The organism is Pseudomonas corrugata, assembly GCF_050920615.1.
In the GTDB taxonomy this organism is placed as follows: Bacteria; Pseudomonadota; Gammaproteobacteria; order Pseudomonadales; family Pseudomonadaceae; genus Aquipseudomonas; species Aquipseudomonas corrugata.
Genome location: NZ_CP130434.1, coordinates 2,651,874 through 2,671,805, shown reverse-complemented (window position 1 = coordinate 2,671,805; position 19,932 = coordinate 2,651,874). Strand labels below are relative to the sequence as shown.

Annotated in this window: 13 protein-coding genes and 2 riboswitches; of the genes, 5 read left to right on the top strand and 8 right to left on the bottom strand. The window is 63.6% G+C overall.

Features of this window, described 5'->3' with window-relative positions; translation table 11 throughout:
• Window positions 1–38 precede the first annotated feature (38 nt).
• The 6 genes from QZH45_RS12295 to cobW form a co-directional block, all read right to left on the bottom strand.
• Window positions 39–887: a transporter substrate-binding domain-containing protein gene (locus QZH45_RS12295; protein ID WP_024781241.1), complete on the bottom strand. Its 849-nt coding sequence runs from the start codon at window positions 885–887 to the stop codon at window positions 39–41.
• 383 nt (window positions 888–1,270) lie between these two features.
• Window positions 1,271–2,917: a phospholipase D-like domain-containing protein gene (locus QZH45_RS12290; RefSeq protein WP_055136204.1), complete on the bottom strand. Its 1,647-nt coding sequence runs from the start codon at window positions 2,915–2,917 to the stop codon at window positions 1,271–1,273.
• Window positions 2,918–3,106: 189 nt separating this feature from the next.
• Window positions 3,107–3,718, bottom strand: a complete 612-nt coding sequence (locus tag QZH45_RS12285; protein WP_231995044.1) for a vWA domain-containing protein — start codon at window positions 3,716–3,718, stop codon at window positions 3,107–3,109.
• Window positions 3,719–3,771: 53 nt separating this feature from the next.
• Window positions 3,772–4,776 carry an ATP-binding protein gene (locus QZH45_RS12280; protein WP_055136308.1) on the bottom strand — a complete coding sequence of 335 codons (1,005 nt, stop codon included), beginning with the start codon at window positions 4,774–4,776 and terminating at the stop codon, window positions 3,772–3,774.
• A gap of 205 nt (window positions 4,777–4,981) precedes the next feature.
• The gene (gene cobN / locus QZH45_RS12275; RefSeq protein WP_069018522.1) at window positions 4,982–8,743 is read right to left on the bottom strand and encodes a cobaltochelatase subunit CobN; all 3,762 of its coding nucleotides are present in this window, start codon (window positions 8,741–8,743) and stop codon (window positions 4,982–4,984) included.
• A gap of 3 nt (window positions 8,744–8,746) precedes the next feature.
• Window positions 8,747–9,811, bottom strand: coding sequence for a cobalamin biosynthesis protein CobW (gene cobW / locus QZH45_RS12270; RefSeq protein WP_024781246.1), 1,065 nt, complete (start codon window positions 9,809–9,811; stop codon window positions 8,747–8,749).
• A gap of 98 nt (window positions 9,812–9,909) precedes the next feature.
• Window positions 9,910–10,124, bottom strand: a riboswitch (cobalamin riboswitch).
• A gap of 208 nt (window positions 10,125–10,332) precedes the next feature.
• Window positions 10,333–10,555: riboswitch (cobalamin riboswitch) on the top strand.
• Window positions 10,556–10,661: 106 nt separating this feature from the next.
• On the opposite strand from cobW, the gene QZH45_RS12265 reads away from it, so the two are divergent.
• The 4 genes from QZH45_RS12265 (at window position 10,662) to cobM (ending at window position 12,796) form a co-directional block, all read left to right on the top strand.
• A complete protein-coding gene (locus tag QZH45_RS12265; protein WP_055135718.1) occupies window positions 10,662–10,850 on the top strand; it encodes a CbtB domain-containing protein in 189 nt (62 codons plus the stop codon).
• 11 nt (window positions 10,851–10,861) lie between these two features.
• Window positions 10,862–11,569: a CbtA family protein gene (locus tag QZH45_RS12260; protein ID WP_055135717.1), complete on the top strand. Its 708-nt coding sequence runs from the start codon at window positions 10,862–10,864 to the stop codon at window positions 11,567–11,569.
• Window positions 11,566–11,970 (top strand): cobalamin biosynthesis protein, encoded by a 405-nt coding sequence (locus tag QZH45_RS12255; RefSeq protein ID WP_055135716.1) that lies wholly within the window; start codon window positions 11,566–11,568, stop codon window positions 11,968–11,970. The genes QZH45_RS12260 and QZH45_RS12255 overlap by 4 nt, the downstream gene beginning before the upstream one ends.
• Before the next feature lie 79 nt (window positions 11,971–12,049).
• Entirely contained in the window at window positions 12,050–12,796 is a 747-nt protein-coding gene (cobM, locus tag QZH45_RS12250) for a precorrin-4 C(11)-methyltransferase (protein WP_055135715.1), read from the top strand.
• A 199-nt stretch (window positions 12,797–12,995) separates the two neighbouring features.
• On the opposite strand, the gene nfuA is transcribed toward cobM, so the two are convergent.
• Both nfuA and QZH45_RS12240 read right to left on the bottom strand, forming a co-directional pair.
• Window positions 12,996–13,580 carry a Fe-S biogenesis protein NfuA gene (gene nfuA / locus QZH45_RS12245; RefSeq protein WP_024781251.1) on the bottom strand — a complete coding sequence of 195 codons (585 nt, stop codon included), beginning with the start codon at window positions 13,578–13,580 and terminating at the stop codon, window positions 12,996–12,998.
• A 115-nt stretch (window positions 13,581–13,695) separates the two neighbouring features.
• Window positions 13,696–15,987, bottom strand: a complete 2,292-nt coding sequence (locus QZH45_RS12240; RefSeq protein WP_055135714.1) for a fatty acid cis/trans isomerase — start codon at window positions 15,985–15,987, stop codon at window positions 13,696–13,698.
• A gap of 155 nt (window positions 15,988–16,142) precedes the next feature.
• On the opposite strand from QZH45_RS12240, the gene metH reads away from it, so the two are divergent.
• Complete coding sequence (gene metH, locus QZH45_RS12235) at window positions 16,143–19,853, top strand: methionine synthase (RefSeq protein WP_055135713.1); 3,711 nt, start codon at window positions 16,143–16,145, stop codon at window positions 19,851–19,853.
• The last annotated feature ends 79 nt before the right edge of the window (window positions 19,854–19,932 follow it).

Sequence of the window (19,932 nt, the reverse complement as noted above, 5' to 3'; positions counted from 1 at the left end):
GACGGGGCGCCCGCATGGGGTGCCCCGGGCTCACGGGATCATTTGAACTCAACGGGGAAACCGATGGCCGGCGACGGCAGGTCCACGCCAAACCACTGCTTGAACGATGCGGCGTAAGTGGGGAATTCCACGCCGGTCATGGCTTCATGCAAGGTGGTGTTGACGAAGTTCAGCCAATCCTGGTCGCCGCGCTTGACCGCGCAGGCATAGGTTTGCGGACTCCAGGCATACGCCGGGCTGCGATAGCGGCCAGGGTTCTGCACCATCAGGTACTTGACCGAGGACTGATCGGTGGCTGCCGCGTCGGCACGACCAGAGTTCACCGCCTGGTACATCAGGTCGACGCTGTCGTACTGGTCGACCTTGGCCTTGGGCAGCGCCTGGTGCACCAACTCTTCGGCGTAGACGTTCTGCAACACCGCGACGGTGACGCCGTCTCCGGCGGCCTTGAGGTCGTCGATTTCCTTGTACTTGCTGTTGGCCGGCAACAACAGGCCCACGCCTTCGCGGTAGTACGGCAAGGTAAAGGCCACTTGCTGGGCACGGCTGGCGGTCACGGTGATGAACTGGCAGCTCATGTCCACCTTGTCGGTCAGCAGGTTGGGAATCCGCGCATCGGAAGACTGCACCACGAACTCGACTTTCGTCGGATCGTTGAACAGCCCCTTGGCGACCATCCGTGCGATGTCGATATCAAACCCCTGCAACTTGCCATCCGCTCCCTGGAAGTGCCACGGCGCGTTGGTGCTGCCCGTGCCCACGATCAATTTCCCCCGTTGCAGCACGCTGTCCAGCTTGCTGTCGGCCGCCTGAGCGACACCCATGGCAGCCGTCGTGGCCGCGAAGAGAAAAACACACGCTTTGAACAAGGAAGGTCGGCGATGCATGGCAAGCACTCCAGGATGAGTTTATTCCGCTATACCGGAACATAGTATGTAACAACGGAATAGACAGCAGAAAGTGTGCCACAGGCTGGACGCCCATGGGCGAGGAAAATGGAAAGTGAATGGAATCAGGGAGATGGAGAAATCGGCCGGGCGTGGACGACTTGGGACGTGATCCCGAGACTGCTACCGTTGGCTACGACGCGCGGGTAGCAAGGCCCCAAACCGGTGCCGCATGCCCTCTGTGGGAGCGGGCTTGCTCGCGATAGCGGTGGGTCAGTTGGAATTGATGCTGAATGTGAAGCCGTCTTCGCGAGCGGGCTCGCTCCCACAAGGGTCGGCGGTGCCGGGACTACTTGCGCTTGTAGCAATAATTGCCGCTGCCGCTAGCGGCCGCAAAACCTCACCCTCGACAACATCCGCAGATCCCCGTCGCGGTAATAGTCATCGCTCCAGCTGTCATCCACCGCCAGCGGCTTGACCTGTTTGAGCGCGAGCTTCCTGGCGAAATAACGAAAGCGGTAATGCTCGTAGAAACGCAGCAGTTCCAGCCCGTAGCGGTCGGCCAGGTCGGTGTCGCCCTGAATGATGAGGTAGTTCTCGTCGTTATTGCTGCTGGCCGCGGCGCTGAGGTTGTGGCTGCCACTGATGATGGTTGGCGTGTCGCTGGTGAAGTCGGTGACGATGGCTTTGGTGTGCACCAGCAGGTTGCCCTTCTGGCCTTTCATGTTTTCCCTGAGCCAGCCTTCGAGCCCGGTGTTGAGCAACGCGGTGGCGGCGAATTCGGCGGTGCGGTCGGCATGGAATCCAGTGATGCGGCTGGTGGTGTTTTGCAGGCCGTAGCGCAGGACATCGTCGTTGGGCTGGCCGAGCAAGGCGTCAAGGATCCGGTCGGGCAGGACGAAGGCGGTAACGAACAGCAGGTCCTTGCGGGCGGCATTGATGATCTCGACGAAGCGGTCCAGGTCGCCCTCTCCCGTGCGCGGCGAGAACCCGGTGAATAACCGTTGCTGCGGGTCCATGGGGTTGCTCTGGGTCAGCCACTGGCGGGTGGCATCGACGTCCCGGGGTGCGGCCCAGATCTGCTCGAACACCTGGCGATAGCTGTCGCTCACCCGGGGGTCGTCCAGCACATGAACGACATTGGCCTGGCGGTAGACACCGTTGGCGGTGAAATTGGTGCTGCCGCAGAGCACGGCCTCGGGATCCAACGCACCGCTGCCATCGACCTTGCTCAAGACGATGAACTTGTCGTGGAAAATGCCTTGGGTCACCCGTCCCCGCTTGTTGGCCGGCGGCAGTTTTTCCAGGCTGGCCTCGTTGCGCAGTGTGGTGTCGTCGCCCGGCTCGGCGTGGTACAGCACCCGCACCTGCGCGCCGCGGGTGAAAGCGGCATTCACCGCATCGATGATCACCGGCAGTTCGTACTCGTAGATGGCGACATCCAGGGCCCAGGTGGCATCCAATGCCCGGTCGATGAAGCCGGTCAGGCGTCCCAGCAGGCCGTTCTCCAGCCAGCGCCGCGGCGCATCGGGCCAGTCGTCGATGGACAGGCTCCGGTTGGCACTGATCAACGCGTCCAGTTCGGGAAACTTGCGCTGGAACGCCTGGCTGGCGGCTACGGCACGATTGAAGATCACTTGCTGGTTGGCGGGTTGTCCGTTATCGCTGGTGACCGTGACCTCCAGGGACTCTCCCAATTGCGGTGCGTCGGGACTGCCGTAGGCCAGATGCACACGGTAATGAATGGTCACACCGGGATTGATGGCATAGTCGGCCCAGCGAAATTTCTGCAACGGCGCCTTGTCGCTGGGCGTGGCGTGGAACTGGGGGAAGGTGTGAGCCTTGTCGGGGAACGTCAGGCTGTTGAACAGGAACAACCAGGGCTTGTTGCCCTGCTGCTTCTCGATGGCAAACCCCAACAGGCCCTCGCGCCGCGATTCGGCCAGGTCCATGGCGAGCAGCACGCCATTGGTACCGGCATAGGCCTTGACCCGGAAGTCGTCCTGGGGGTTGGTGACGAGTATGCGCATGGTTCACTCCTGTGAAGTTGCCTCAGCATAGATCAGGGATTCGACTGGGGTAGATCGGGGACCGAGGTGATGCTATCGCGAGCAGGCTCGCTCCCACATGGGATGTGCTGTGAATACATGATTGATCTACGCCACAACTCCCTGTGGGAGCGAGCCTGCTCGCGATGGGGCCCATCCAACCAACGGATATCAGTCAGATACCCCATCATCAATATGCCGATACTCCGCCCCCAACTGCTCCGCCAACTGCCGGGCCCGGCCCAGGCGGATCGGGCCGCGCTCGATGTCGACCAACAGGCAGGGGCAATCGAGTGGCGACAGCGGCAAGCCCTCCTTCACTCGCCCATCCGTCATCAGCAACACCCTTTGCTGCTCCGCTGGGTAGCGCTTGCGCCGGGCGACCAGCCAATGACCGGCCTCCTGCAGCGCCGCCAGCAACGGCGTACCGCCGCCGGCGCCCAGCCCGTCGAGCCAGTCGCGCAAACCGGCCGAGGCCTTGAGCCCCTGCACCTGCCAGTTCGGGACACTGCCGCTGGCCGTCAGCAGCGCCAGCCGGGCGCGCTGCCGGTAGGCGTCGTCGAACAGCTGCGCCAGCAGGCCCTTGCCATCGCTCAAGGCCCGATAACGACGGGTCGAGGCCGACGCATCGACGATCACCAGCCAGAGCTCATGGGGCGAGCGATGACGTGCCTGCCAACGCAAGTCTTCACGCAAACGCGGACGACCGTTCAACAAGGTGCCCGGCCAATTCACCACGCCGCTGGCCGCCGCTTTGCTGCGGCCTTGACGCCCCCGCTGCAACAGCCCGGCACGGGGTCTGGCATTCGCCCCCGCGGCCGAACGGGGGAGAATGCCTAGGGCTTTTTTGGCCAGCTCGGCACGTCACGCCGGGCGCCGGTCGGTAGCGCCTGGGCCGGCAGATCGCCCCACTGGCCCTGGCCTTCGCTCGGCTCGGCGGCTCGGTCGCCAGTCGAGGGCGCCTGGGACGGTGAAGGTGCCGGGACTGAGTGCCCACGCCGACGGTGGCGCAAGGCAAACTCGGCGACCGCATCGATGTCTTCGGCGGCGATAACCGGCGCCCCGCGCCAGGCCGCATGGGCCCGTGCGGCCCGCAACCAGACCAGGTCCGCGCGCAAGCCATCGACGCCGGCGGCAAAGCAGCGCTCGGTGATCTGCGCCAAGGCCTGATCGTCCAGGGGAATCTGTGACAAGCGCTCGCGAGCGTTCTGGCAACGCTCGCGCAGTTGGCCCTGGGCCGATGCCCATTGCGCGCAAAACGCCACGGGATCACTGTCGAAATCCAACCGTCGCCGAATGATCTGTCCGCGTTCCGTCGGCGCGGTATGACCGTCGAGGGCCACGTTCAGGCCAAACCGGTCGAGCAGTTGCGGGCGCAACTCGCCCTCCTCCGGGTTCATGGTGCCGATCAGCACGAAACGCGCCGGATGCCGATGGGAGATGCCATCGCGCTCGATCAGGTTGGTACCACTGGCGGCGACGTCCAGCAGCAGGTCCACCAGGTGATCGGGCAACAGGTTCACTTCATCGACGTACAACACGCCACCGTCGGCCTTGGCCAGCACACCGGGAGAGAATTGCGCACGCCCTTGCCCCAGGGCGGCGTCCAGATCGAGGGTGCCCACCAGTCGCTCCTCGGTGGTGCCCAGGGGCAAGGTGACGAACTGCCCACTGGCCAGCAGATCCGCCAGTCCCCTGGCAAGGGTCGACTTGGCCATGCCCCGGGGACCTTCGATCAGCACACCACCGATCTTCGGATCGATGGCGGCCAGGCACAGGGCCAGTTTCAGGTCATCGGCGCCGACCACGGCGGAGAGCGGGAAATGGGGGGTGTCGGTCATGGTCGATTCTCAAAGGTGGTCGGTAAAGTCGGTTTGGAGAGAGTCTTGTGGCGAGGGGGATTTATCCCCGCACTGTGGGAGCAAAGCTTGCTCGCGAAAAGACGCCTCGATTTCTGACGGACCGCGCCGCCTGTATCGCGGGCAAGCCTTGCTCCCACAGACGACCTCGCCACAGGTTCTGCAAATGGCCAGCTGATGGTACACATCAACCATCTTCTTCAATGTCGAGCAACAGATTCTCCAGCGCCTCGCGATACGCCCCCGGCGCCTGCCACATTCCCCGCTGCTGCGCCTCAAGCATGCGCTCGGTCATGTCCCGCAAGGCGTCGGGGTTGTGTTGACGGACGAAGTCCCGGGTGTCCGGGTCGAGCAGGTAGGCATCGGCCAGCAAGGCGTACTGGTGATCGTCGATCAGCTGTGTCGTGGCGTCGAAAGCAAACAGGTTATCCACCGTTGCCGCCAGTTCGAATGCGCCTTTATAGCCGTGCCGCTTGACCCCGTCGATCCACTTCGGATTGGCTGCCCGGGAACGGATGACGCGGTTGAGCTCTTCCTTGAGGGTACGGATCCGGGGCAAGTCCGGTTGGCTGTGATCGCCGTGGTAGCTGGCCGCGGCGGTACCACCGAGGGTTTCCACCGCCGCCAGCATGCCGCCCTGGAACTGGTAGTAATCGTTGGAATCGAGCAGGTCGTGCTCGCGGTTGTCCTGGTTCTGCAACACCGCTTGCACCTGGCCCAATCGCCGGGAAAACTGATCTCGCGCAGCGGTGCCTTCATCTGAGCCGCCGTAGGCGTAGCCGCCCCAGTTCAGGTACACCTCGGCCAGGTCTTCGCGACTCTGCCACAGGCGACCGTCGATGGCGCCCTGCACGCCCGCGCCATAGGCTCCGGGCTTGGCGCCGAAGATCCGCCAGCCGGCCTGCCGGGCGGCCGTTTCCGGCTCGACGCCCGAAGCCAGCAGGGCCTCCCGCTCGCTCCGCACCTTGGCCGCCAGGGGGTTCATGTCTGGCGGCTCATCGAGCGCGGCGACGGCCTGCACCGCCGCATCGAACAGCCGGATCAGGTTGGCAAAGGCGTCCCGGAAAAACCCCGATACCCGCAGCGTCACATCGACCCGGGGCCGATCCAGCAGGCTCAGCGGCAGGATCTCGAAATCATCCACCCGTTGGCTGCCCGTAGCCCACACCGGGCGTACACCCATCAGCGCCATGGCCTGGGCGATGTCATCGCCGCCGGTGCGCATGGTGGCAGTGCCCCACACCGACAGGCCAAGCTGGCGCAGGTGATCGCCGTGATCCTGCAAGTGCCGCTCCAGAATCAGATTCGCCGACTGGAAACCGATGCGCCACGCCGTGGTGGTGGGCAGGTTGCGTACGTCCACCGAGAAGAAGTTGCGTCCGGTGGGCAACACGTCCAGGCGCCCACGACTCGGCGCACCGCTGGGGCCCGCCGGCACGAAGCGTCCGCTCAAGGCATCGAGCAGGCCGCGCATTTCCGCCGGGCCACAGGCATCCAGGCGCGGGGCCACGACGGACCGCAGACTCTCGATGATGCTGCTCACGTCCTGCCAACCCGGCGCTTCCAATTGCTCGACCCTGCCTTCCAAGGCCTGCTCGATCAAGCTTGCCGCAAACAGCTCCAGGCGCTCGCGGGTATCGCCGGCGGTGCGCCAGGGCTCATCGCTGACCTGCCGCAACGCCTCGGGACAGTCGCCAGCCCACGGGTCGGCCAAGGCGCAGTCCAACGGATCGAAGCCCAGCCCGAACGCCTTCGACAGTGCCCGCAACAGGCTCGACTGCGCGCCTTTGCCATCGCCCCGGGGGATGCGCAGCAACGCCAGCAAGGTGTCGATGCGCAGCCGTCCGCCGGGCGATTCGCCAAAAATGTGCAGGCCGTCGCGGATCTGCGACTCCTTCAGATCGCACAGGTAGGTGTCCAGGCGCGGCAGCCAGATCGCCGCGTCCGCGTCGGCGTCCAATTGCAGCTCGCGATCGATATGGGTTTCGCGCACCAGGTTCAGGATGTCCCGCTGCAGCTCTCGGGCACGTCGCGGGTCGAGCAATTGCGCTTCGTAATACTCGTCGGCCAGCAACTCGAGGTTACGCAGCGGTCCGTAGGTTTCGGCGCGGGTCAGCGGCGGCATCAGATGATCGATGATCACTGCCTGGGTACGCCGCTTGGCCTGGGCCCCCTCGCCTGGGTCGTTGACGATGAATGGATAGATATTCGGCAGCGGTCCCAGCAGCGCATCCGGCCAGCAACTTTCCGACAACCCGACGCCTTTGCCCGGCAGCCATTCGAGGTTGCCATGCTTGCCGACGTGGATCACGCCATGGGCACCATAGGTATGGCGCAACCAGAAATAGAACGCCAGGTAGCCATGGGGCGGCACCAGGTCCGGGTCGTGGTAGACCGCACTCGGATCGACCTGATACCCCCGGGCCGGTTGGATGCCGACAAACGTCAGGCCCAGACGCAGGCCAGCGATCATCAGACGACCGGCGCGGAACATCGGGTCCGTCTCGGGCGCGCCCCAGCGCTCCAGCACCGCCTGGCGATTGGCCTCGGGCAGCGTGTCGAACATGGCCTGGTAAGCCTCCAGCGCCAGACTCTGATGACACGGCCGCAGGTCGAGACTGTCCAGGTCGTTGCTGACCCCGCCCAGCAACTGCTGGATCAGCGCGGTGCCACTGGCAGGCAGTTCGGCGGGCAGCGGATAGCCCTCGTCCTGCATGGCCCGCAGGATGTTCAACGCCGCCGCCGGTGTGTCCAGACCGACACCGTTGCCGATGCGTCCATCCCGGGTCGGGTAGTTGGCGAGGATCAACGCCACGCGCTTCTGCCCATTGGGCAGGCGCGCCAGTTCGGTCCAGCGCCGGGCCAGCTCTGCAACGAAATCCATGCGCTCGGGCACGGCCCGGTAGCAGACCACATCACTCTGACTGCGCTCGCTGCGCCAGGCCATGTCCTTGAAGCTGATGGGGCGGCTGATGATCCGCCCGTCCAGCTCCGGCAAGGCGATGTGCATCGCCAGGTCCCGCGGGCCCAGGCCCTGCTCGCTGGCACGCCAACCGGGTTCGTTGTCCTGGGCGCAGATCGCCTGGATCACCGGGATGTTGCGACGAAACGGCCGCAAGTGCGGCGCTTCCGGGCTCGACTGGGCAAACCCGGTGGTATTGAGGATCACCCCTGCCTCGACCGCGTCCAGCCAGTCTTCGACCTGCGCCAGGCAACCAGGCTCCTTGAGGCTCGCTACCGCAATCGGTAACGGATTGAGTCCCGCCACTTGCAGACGCTGACAGAACACGTCGATGAACGCCGTGTTCGCCGCTTGCAGATGAGAACGGTAGAACAGCACCGCCGCCACAGGTTGATCGGCCTGCCAGCCGGCTTGCCAGTCGTCGAGGCTGGCACTGGTTTTCTGCGGATGGTAGATGGCCGTGCGCGGCAGGGTCCGCGGTTCAGCCCAGGCGTAGTCGCGACCGAACCACTGGCTGCCGAGGTTGTGAAACAGGTCCAGGGCGTTGCCTAGCCCACCCTGGCGCAAAAACTGCCAGAGCCGGTCGCGGTCGGCGGCGGGCACGTTGCTCAAGTCGCTGAGTTCCGGGTCCGGACGGTCGTCCCCCGGCACCAGGATCAGCGTCACCCCGCGCCCGGCCAGCTCCATCAAGCGCTCGATGCCGTAGCGCCAATAGCCGATACCGCCGTGCAGTGACAACAGGATGACCTTGGCGTGACGCAGCACGTCCTCGACGTAAAGATCCACCGAAGCGTGGTTCTGCACCTGCATCGGGTTGGCGAGGCGAAACTGTGGGTAATCATCCGGCAACTGCCGCGCCGCTTCGGCCAACAGCGCCAGGCTGGAATCGCCGCTGCACAGGATCACAAGCTCTGCGGGGGTTTGCCCCAGGTCGGCGATGTTGTCGTCCGAGACGAAGCCGCCGGGCTGAGTCCTGAGCAGGTGCATGACTTAGACGCTGAGGGCGGCGCGCAGTTGCGCTTCAAGCAGCCCGGCATCCAGCGCCTGGCCGATCAACACCAGACGCGTTACCCGTGCTTCGTCGGCGTTCCACTGCCGGTCGAAATGCTTGTCGAAACGCGTGCCAACCCCTTGGATCAACAGGCGCATCGGCTTGTTCGGGATCGCCGCGAAACCCTTGACCCGCAGCACGCCGTGCTGGACCACCAATTGGGTCAGCGCGTCCAGCAGCAGGCTTTCGTCGGCCTGGGGCAGCTCGATGGAAATGGAGTCGAAGGCGTCATGATCGTGGTCATCGTCGTCGCCGTCATGGTGGTGATCGTGATGACTATGGCGGCTATCGATGTGCTCTTCGGAACCGGCACCCAGGCCGATCAGCACTTCCAGCGGCAGGCGACCGTTGCTGGCTTCGATGACCTTGACCGCCGGTGGCAGTTCTTCGGCCACTTCAAGACGGACTTTCGCCAGGTCTTCCGGGCTGATCAGGTCGGCCTTGTTGAGGATCACCAGGTCGGCGCTCGCCAACTGATCGGCGAACAGTTCATGCAGTGGCGACTCGTGGTCCAGATTCGGGTCGAGCTTGCGCTGGGCATCGACCTGATCGGGGAAGGCGGCGAAAGTGCCGGCGGCCACGGCCGGACTGTCGACCACGGTGATCACCGCATCGACGGTGCAGGCACTGCGGATCTCCGGCCACTGGAAGGCCTGGACCAGCGGCTTGGGCAAGGCCAGACCGGAGGTTTCGATGAGGATATGGTCGAGGTCGCCGCGCCGGGACACCAGCTCGCGCATCACCGGGAAGAACTCTTCCTGCACGGTGCAGCACAGGCAGCCGTTGGCCAACTCATAGACGCGGCCGCTGGCTTCTTCTTCGGTGCAACCGATGGAGCACTGCTTGAGGATCTCGCCGTCGATGCCCAGCTCGCCGAACTCGTTGACGATGACCGCGATACGTCGGCCCTGGGCATTGTCGAGCATGTGTCGCAGCAGCGTGGTCTTACCCGAGCCGAGGAAACCGGTAACGATGGTGACGGGAAGTTTGGCCAGTGTTTTCATCGGATGCCCTTTGGCAAGGTGGCGGGCAAACGGGACGACAACCGCAGGCACAGGCGTGCGCGGAAGATTTCGCCACCGGATCACCCCGCCCGGTTGTAGTGAGAATCTGTCTCGAGGCAGGTCTCCTGGCTGACGGCGGGCCGGTCCCGGCTTTTCATAGAAAGCCCTGGCAATTCCTGCGCCTTCCCGTGCTGCATGCACAGTGGCCTGGCAGGAACGTCACCGTTCACAGTTGCGGGGGCAGCCGCGGCTTGGACCGCGTTCCCTTCTTAGCTTCGGCGCAAACCGAAGAACCTCGAAGGCGCAAGGCTACGCAGGGTGTGCGGGCGGGTCAATGTCTGCAAGCAGGCTCAAGGACAACTCATACCGTGGGAGCAAGGCTTGCCCGCGACAAACGATGACGTGGTTTGCTCCATAGCACCGCGTCGTCTGGATCGCGAGCAAGCTTTGCTCCCACGGTAGGGTGTTCCCACATCAGATCCAGTTGCTGACAATTGACGCCCCACCCCGCCCTATGCTCTCCTGTGCGCCTAGTTACGGGTGCCCTTCACAGGGTGAAACGGGAAACCGGTGAATCGTGTGCTTTACTTCAAGGCCACGTCAGTCCGGTGCTGCCCCCGCAACGGTAAGCGAGCGAAGCGTCAGATCCACTGTGCCTGATGGCATGGGAAGGTGACGCTTGCAGGCAAGGCCCAGGCCCTGCCCCTCGTGAGCCCGGAGACCGGCCCATGACTCAAACATCAACAAACCCGCGGTGGGCGGGCGCTGTTCGGATCCTGACGGGCCTTGGCCCGGGGTTTCATTGCGCTCGATCTACCCACTGGCCAAGACAAGAACAGAGGGAAGCGCCATGTCGACCATCAGCACCACCGCCCGCACCGCCAGCAACACCACGGCCCTGAGCCAGCGCCTGAGCGCGGCAATCCTCGCCTCGATCCTGGGGGCTGGCCTGGTCTATTTCGCCGGTTTCTCCCACATCGAGGCGGTGCACAACGCGGCCCACGACACCCGCCACAGCGCCGCCTTCCCGTGCCATTGAGACCTGCCGACATGATCAAGCGTATCGCGCAAACCGCCGGGTTCAGTGGTTTGCTGGCCGCCCTGCTGCTGACCCTCCTGCAAAGCCTATGGGTTTCGCCGCTGATCCTGCAGGCCGAGACCTATGAAAAAGCCCCGGCTGCCGAAGCCCCTGTCGAGGCCCATCAGCATGCCGACGGCGTCGCCCATACCCACGATGCCGAAGCCTGGGAACCCGAAGATGGCTGGCAGCGCGTGCTGTCCACCACCGGTGGCAACCTGGTGGTCGCAGTGGGTTTCGCCCTGATGCTCGCGGGCCTGTACACCTTGCGTACACCTACCCGCACCTCCCAAGGCCTGCTCTGGGGCCTGGCCGGTTATGCCACCTTCGTCCTCGCGCCGACCCTTGGCCTGCCGCCGGAACTGCCCGGCACTGCCGCGGCCGACCTGGCTCAACGACAGATGTGGTGGATTGGCACCGCAGCGTCCACGGCCGTGGGCATCGCCCTGATCGCGTTCGGCAGGCATTGGCTGCTCAAACTGCTGGGCGTGGCGACTTTGCTGGTGCCCCATGTCATCGGCGCACCGCAGCCGGAAGTCCACTCGATGCTGGCGCCCGAAGCCCTTGAAAGCCAATTCAAGATTGCCTCGCAATTGACCAACGTCGCGTTCTGGCTGGCCCTCGGCCTGATCAGTACCTGGCTGTTCCGCCGTGACGGCCAAGCTCACCACGAGGCATGAGCAACGACCAGGTGCTGGTGGTCGGCCTGGGCTGCCAGCGCGGTTGCCCGGCCAGCGTGTTGCGCGCGTTGCTGGATGAGGCATTGCTGAACCACGGCATCGCGCTTGAAGCGGTGGGGGCCCTGGCCAGTATCGATCTCAAGTGTGACGAACCGGGCCTGCTGGCATTGGCGGGGCAACTGGCCCTGCCGCTGACCTTCTTCAATGCCGGCCAGTTGTCGGGTTACCGGGAACGCCTCAGCCACCGCTCGCAGATCGCTTTCGAGCGCACCGGTTGCTACGGCGTTGCCGAAAGCGCGGCACTGGCCCTCGCCGAACAACTGGGGCAGACCGCTGCCACCTTGCGTATTCCTCGCCAGAAGTGCGCCCAGGCCACACTGGCATTGGCGGTCGCGTCGTAAAAACCGATAATCGCCCTCCATGGATCATGAGCGATCTTCATTCAGGCATCGCTCTCCCCTCTTTTTTCAGGAACCGGTCATGACCGTCTACTTCATTGGCGCCGGCCCCGGCGATCCGGAACTGATCACCGTCAAGGGCCAGCGGCTGGTGCGCAGCTGCGCGGTGATCATTTATGCCGGCTCCCTGGTGCCCGCCGCCGTGCTCGAGGGCCATTGCGCCGAACAGGTGATCAACAGCGCTGAACTGCACCTGGAACAGATCATCGCGCTGATGGAGACAGCCCATCGCAACGGTCAGGACGTCGCCCGGGTGCATTCCGGCGACCCGAGCCTGTACGGCGCTATCGGCGAGCAGATACGTTGCCTGCGGGAACTGGGCATCCCCTTCGAAATCATTCCAGGCGTGACCGCGACCTCAGCCTGCGCCGCCCTGCTGGGTGCCGAACTGACCTTGCCGGACGTCTCCCAGAGCTTGATTCTTACCCGCTACGCGGACAAGACCGCGATGCCCGCCGGTGAAGAACTGGCTAGCCTGGCGCAGCACACAGCGACCATGGCGATCCACCTGGGGGTCAATCATCTGGAAAGAATCGTCGAAGAGTTGTTGCCCCACTACGGCGCGGACTGCCCGATTGCCGTGATTCACCGGGCGACCTGGCCGGATCAGGATTGGGTCATGGGGACGCTGGCCGACATTGCCGCAAAGGTGCAGGCCAAGGGCTTTCGCCGCACGGCGCTGATTCTGGTGGGACGGGTGCTGGGCAACGACGTGTTCAGCGAATCATCGCTCTACCGCGCCGGGCATGCCCATCTCTACAGGCCCTGACCGCTCAATATCCACTGTCTGTGGGAGCGAGCCTGCTCGCGATAGCGGTGGATCAGGCAGAAATGATGTTGAATGTACCGCCGCAATCGCGAGCAGGGCTCGCTCCCACAGAGTTCTGGGTGATCGCAAATTCAGCGTTCAGCCCAATCCTTGTGGGAGCGAGCCCTGCTCGCGATTGCGGTAGTCCAGGCTGCAACAATCAGTAGTAAGCGTTTTCTTTCTGCGTGTGGTCGGTCACGTCGCGCACGCCCTTGAGTTCCGGGATACGCTCGAGCAGCGTGCGCTCGATGCCTTCCTTCAGGGTCACGTCAGCCTGGCCACAGCCCTGGCAGCCGCCGCCGAACTGAAGCACGGCGATGCCGTCTTCCACCACGTCGATCAGCGATACCTGGCCGCCGTGACTGGCCAGCCCCGGGTTGATCTCGGTTTGCAGGTAATAGTTGATGCGCTCGTTGATCGGGCTGTCGGCGTTGACCATCGGCACTTTCGCATTCGGTGCCTTGATGGTCAGTTGGCCGCCCATCCGGTCGGTGGCGTAATCGACCACTGCATCGTCCAGGAACGCTTCGCTGAACGAGTCGATGTAGGCGGTAAAGCTCTTGAGCCCCAACGCGGTATCTTCGGGTTTTTCTTCCCCCGGCTTGCAGTAGGCAATGCACGTCTCTGCGTACTGGGTGCCGGGCTGGGTGATGAAGATGCGGATCCCGATACCCGGCGTGTTCTGCTTGGACAGCAGGTCGGCCAGGTAATCGTGGGCGGCATCGGTAATCGTAATGGCGGTCATGGAAACTCCTCGCAGGCTTGCCGGCAGTTTACGCCAAATCAGGGCGCCGGACAAAGTCCCAGTATTTTTGTCAGGAAAGCAGCCGGCGGCACGGGGGCGCCGCCGGATACGTCGATCAGAGGTTCTGGTAGCGATTCATGTCCAGCACGCCGGCCTCCAAGGGCTCGGTTTCCTCGATGTAACGGCTCAGGTCATGGAAGTAGTGCCAGAACTGCGGGTGACTGCGGCGAATCCCCCAACGCTCGACAATCCGCTCGAAAGCCTGCTCATCCTGGGCATTCTCCATGGCGTCGACGAACGCAGGGACTTGCGCGGCGGGAATATTGAACATGAAGTTCGGGTAGCTGCTGAGCACCCCCGGGTAAACCGTCAACGTGTCCAGCCCCGGTTGGTAACGCAGCTCCTCGCCCAGCAGGAACGCCACGTTGCTATGGGCACGGTTGCGCAACAGGCTGTAGATCTCGCGATGACCGTCGGCGGTTTCGACGCGCAGCATCGTCGTTTCCGGCAACTGGTCGATGACCCGAAGCCCCGCCGCCGGTCGCGACACCAGCCGACTGAGAGACTGCTCGGCGTTCTGCAGGTCCGGAACGATGTTCGGACGCGAGCAATAGGCGCCGTCGCAACGGTTGATCGGATCGGGGCGCGCATTCAGCTCGCCATAACGGAGCAGCAATTGCCGGGCGAAATCACCCTTGGGATCGCGCCCATCAAGCTTGAGGGCAGTCGGCTTGTCATTGTCGATGCTCTCGTAATCCAGCCACATCTTGAATTTGCCGCCGGACTGGTACCAGTCATCGAGGTAACCTTCCCGGGCATCGGCCGGCATCAGTCGCAGGAAGTTCTGTTCTGCGCCATTGCGAATCAGGTCGAAGTACAGCCGCGTCTGGGCCTGGTGGGACACGTTGCCGAACACATCGAAATTCACCGCCAACTGGTAGTAGGTACGTTCCAGCAACGGGAAGTCGAACAACCACATCGTCTGCGGTACTTCGCCAATCAACCCCTTGGTGACCGAAGCGCTGTCGAAGTGCCTGAAAATACTCAACAAAGCATTGTCGTTACCAGCCCACAGCGCCGACCAGCTCGGCGCCGGCAATTCGGCGTAATTGTCCCGGCGCAGGGCCTCGTAGGCGTTGCGCTTGTCCCGGTAGTCGAGCCACAGGCTGACGACGCTGCCTACATCGTCGTTCTGCCCCGGCATCGCCAGCAATGGCGTAGCCTGCCCGCGATAGTTCGGATCGGTGATGTACAGGTCGTGCTCAGGGGCCTGAAACAGCGCCCAGAAGTTGTCGCGGATCACATCAGTGGCGATCTGACCCCGGCACACCGGGCCACGGATAAAGGTGCGCACGAAATATTCGGCGTTATCGAGCATGAACTGATAGCGGGCCTGGGCCGGAATCGCTTCAAAGGTGGAGAACGGGTTCGACCGGCGTTCCGGCCCGTAGCCGGGCAACGCCGTTACCTGCCAGTTACCCTTGTAGAACAGGCTCTTGATCCGCGCCATCTTGGCCGCGCTCAGCCCGTAGGTGATGTGGGTCTTATGCACGATCACCCCTTGCACCGCCCAGAGCCGGTAATAGACGCGGGTACCGGGGTCGTCGTTCGGACGACGGGTGTTGATCAGGTCGATCGGCTGGCCGCTGGGTGTGCGCGAGCGTACCCACTGGAAGAAATGCCCCGGCTCGCCGTCCTTGAAATAGATGTGCGCCAGGAACCAATGCTCGAACAACCAGCGGGCCACCAGGCTTTCCCTGGCGCCGGGGGCATTGAGCAGGTTTTCCCATTGCACCACCTGCAAGGCTTCAGCGGCACTTGGGGCCAAGGCTTGCTGGTCGATGGGGGCGCCGGCGGCCAGCCAGCGCTGCAAGGTCTGGTATTGCTGCTCGGTCAGGCCGGTGACCGCCATGGGCATGCCCTCCCTGGGGTGCGCGGCGGCGTATCCATCGAATTGCCCCGGCATCGCGCAGCTGTTTTCACGCCCGAGACCCAGCACGATCTCTTCCGGCAGCTTGGCGTTGGGCTGTAGCGGCGCGCCGTGCCCCAGCGCCAACATCTGCGCCATCAACGCAGCCTGGCTGCCCTGGGCGTCGAGCACGGAATAAAAGCCTTTGCGCTGCCAGGCCTGCGGGCCGGAAGCGTCATAGAACAAGCGGGTCGGGACGGCGGCCTCGCGGCGCTCGCCGTCATACACCGACATTTTGCTCGCGCCCCGGGCCACGCCTTCGCCACTGCCCAGGTTCAACTGGCAGGCGGAGTCGTAGCAGGCGTGGCAGGCCACGCATTTCTCGGTAAAGATCGGCTGGATGTCGCGGGTGTAGGACAGCGCTGGCACGGGATCCTTGGCGGCTGCGGCAAAAGACAACAGCAGCAACAGACTGCCGAATAAGACGCGGTACGGCATGTCTTGATCCCTAAGAGATGGAGCAGCGATTCTACCGGGCCAGCAACCGGTTGCAAACATGAGCAACATTCATGCAAAAGCCACCCATGATCAAATCCGGCACAGGTTTGCTATGATTCCCGGCTCCGTAATGGTCTTTTTTTCCAGGTAGTCCTATGTCCGATCGCAGCGCTCGCCTTTATCTTCTCCAGCAAGCCCTCAAGGAACGCATCCTGATCCTCGACGGCGGCATGGGCACGATGATCCAGAGCTACAAGCTGGAGGAGCAGGACTACCGCGGCAAGCGTTTCGCCGACTGGCCGAGCGACGTCAAGGGCAACAACGATTTGCTGGTGCTGACCCGTCCCGACGTCATCGGCTCCATCGAGAAAGCCTACCTGGATGCCGGCGCCGACATTCTCGAAACCAACACCTTCAACGCAACTCAGGTATCCCAGGCCGACTACGGCATGCAGGGGCTGGCCTATGAGCTGAACCTGGAAGGTGCGCGTCTGGCCCGCAAGGTGGCCGACGCCAAGACCCTCGAGACCCCGGACAAGCCGCGCTTCGTCGCCGGCGTGCTCGGCCCGACCAGCCGCACCTGCTCGCTGTCGCCAGACGTAAACAACCCCGGCTACCGCAACGTGACCTTCGACGAACTGGTGGAGAACTACACCGAGGCCACCAAGGGCCTGATCGAGGGCGGCGCCGACCTGATCCTGATCGAAACCATCTTCGACACCCTGAACGCCAAGGCGGCGATCTTCGCCGTGCAAGGGGTTTACGAAGAACTGGGCGTCGAGCTGCCGATCATGATTTCCGGCACCATCACCGACGCCTCCGGCCGCACCCTCTCCGGCCAGACCACCGAAGCCTTCTGGAACTCCGTGGCCCACGCCAAGCCGATCTCCGTCGGCCTGAACTGCGCCCTGGGCGCCAGCGAACTGCGCCCGTACCTGGAAGAGCTGTCGAACAAGGCCAGCACCCACGTCTCGGCGCACCCGAACGCCGGCCTGCCCAACGAATTCGGTGAATACGACGAACTGCCGGCGCAAACCGCCAAAGTCATCGAAGAGTTTGCCCAGAGCGGCTTCCTGAACATCGTCGGCGGCTGCTGCGGCACCACCCCGGCGCACATCGAAGCCATCGCCAAGGCAGTGGCCGGTTATGCGCCACGACCGATTCCGGACATTCCCCGGGCGTGCCGCCTGTCGGGCCTGGAACCGTTCACCATCGATCGCAGCTCGCTGTTCGTCAACGTCGGCGAGCGGACCAACATCACCGGTTCCGCCAAGTTCGCCCGGCTGATCCGCGAAGACAACTACACCGAAGCCCTGGAGGTGGCCCTGCAGCAGGTCGAGGCCGGCGCCCAGGTGATCGACATCAACATGGACGAGGGCATGCTCGATTCGAAGAAGGCCATGGTGACCTTCCTCAATCTGATTGCCGGTGAGCCGGACATCTCCCGCGTGCCGATCATGATCGATTCGTCGAAATGGGAAGTGATCGAAGCCGGCCTCAAGTGCATCCAGGGCAAGGGCATCGTCAACTCCATCAGCATGAAAGAAGGCGTCGAGCAATTCATCCATCACGCCAGATTGTGCAAGCGCTATGGTGCCGCCGTGGTGGTGATGGCGTTCGACGAAGCCGGCCAGGCCGACACCGAGGCGCGCAAGAAAGAAATCTGCAAGCGTTCCTACGACATCCTGGTCAATGAAGTGGGCTTCCCGCCGGAAGACATCATCTTCGACCCGAACATCTTCGCCGTTGCCACCGGTATCGAAGAACACAACAACTATGCCGTGGACTTCATCAACGCTTGCGCCTATGTCCGCGACGAGCTGCCCTACGCGCTGACCTCCGGCGGAGTGTCCAACGTGTCGTTCTCGTTCCGCGGCAACAACCCGGTGCGCGAAGCGATCCACTCGGTATTCCTGCTGTATGCGATCCGTGCAGGCCTGACCATGGGGATCGTCAACGCCGGCCAGTTGGAGATCTACGACCAGATCCCGGTGGAACTGCGCGACGCCGTGGAAGACGTGATCCTCAACCGCACCCCGGAAGGCACCGACGCCCTGCTCGCCATCGCCGACAAGTACAAGGGCGACGGCAGCACCAAGGAAGCGGAAACCGAGGAATGGCGCAACTGGGAAGTCAACAAGCGCCTGGAGCATGCACTGGTCAAGGGCATCACCACCCACATCGTCGAAGACACCGAGGAGTCGCGCCTGTCGTTCGCTCGCCCTATCGAAGTCATCGAAGGTCCGTTGATGGCCGGCATGAACATCGTCGGCGACCTGTTCGGTGCCGGCAAGATGTTCCTGCCCCAGGTGGTCAAGTCCGCTCGCGTGATGAAGCAGGCCGTGGCCCACCTGATTCCGTTCATCGAGGCGGAAAAAGGCGACAAGCCGGAGGCCAAGGGCAAGATCCTGATGGCGACGGTCAAGGGCGACGTCCATGACATCGGCAAGAACATCGTCGGCGTGGTGCTCGGTTGCAACGGTTATGACATCGTCGACCTGGGCGTGATGGTGCCAGCGGAAAAAATCCTGCAGGTGGCCAAGGACGAGAAATGCGACATCATCGGCTTGTCTGGCCTGATCACGCCGTCCCTGGATGAGATGGTGCACGTGGCTCGTGAGATGCAGCGCCAGGATTTCCATCTGCCGCTGATGATCGGTGGCGCGACGACGTCCAAGGCCCACACGGCGGTGAAGATCGAGCCCAAGTACAGCAATGACGCGGTGATCTATGTCACCGACGCCTCCCGCGCCGTCGGGGTGGCAACCCAATTGCTGTCCAAGGAACTGAAACCGGCGTTCGTCGAGAAAACCCGTCAGGACTACATCGAGGTTCGCGAGCGCACCGCCAACCGCAGCGCCCGTACCGAACGCCTGAGCTACCCCGCCGCTGTCGCCAAGAAACCGCAGTTCGACTGGAGCAGCTACCAGCCGGTCAAGCCGACGTTCACCGGTGCCCGGGTGCTGGACGACATCGACCTGAACGTCCTGGCCGAATACATCGACTGGACGCCGTTCTTCATTTCCTGGGACCTGGCCGGCAAGTTCCCGCGCATCCTCACCGATGAAGTGGTGGGCGAAGCCGCCACCGCGCTGTACGCCGATGCCCAGGCGATGTTGCGCAAGCTGATCGATGAGAAACTCATCAGCGCTCGCGCGGTGTTCGGCTTCTGGCCGGCCAACCAGGTGCATGACGACGACCTGGAAGTCTACGGCGACGACGGCAAGCCGCTGGCACGCCTGCATCACCTGCGCCAGCAGATCATCAAGACCGACGGCAAGCCGAACTTCTCCCTGGCCGACTTCGTTGCGCCGAAGGACAGCGGCGTGACCGACTACGTCGGCGGGTTCATCACCACCGCAGGCATCGGTGCCGAAGAAGTGGCGAAGGCCTATCAGGAAGCCGGCGACGACTACAACTCGATCATGGTCAAGGCCCTGGCCGACCGCCTGGCCGAAGCCTGCGCCGAGTGGCTGCATCAGCAGGTGCGCAAGGAACATTGGGGTTATGCCAAAGACGAAAGCCTGGACAACGAGGCGCTGATCAAGGAGCAGTACACCGGCATCCGCCCTGCCCCTGGTTACCCGGCGTGCCCGGATCACACTGAGAAAGCCACGCTGTTCCGCCTGCTTGATCCCGAGGCCAGCGAACTGAAGGCCGGCCGCAGCGGCGTGTTCCTCACCGAGCACTACGCCATGTTCCCGGCGGCGGCGGTCAGTGGCTGGTACTTCGCCCATCCACAGGCGCAATACTTCGCCGTAGGCAAGATCGACAAGGACCAGGTGCAGAGCTACACCGGCCGCAAGGGTCAGGACCTGAGCGTGACCGAGCGCTGGCTGGCGCCGAACCTGGGTTACGACAGCTGATCCGGAAGATCGCGGCCGGCAGCGGCCGCGATCTTTTTGCAGGGGTTGTCTATGCTTGTCCCATACCCATGGCAGACGA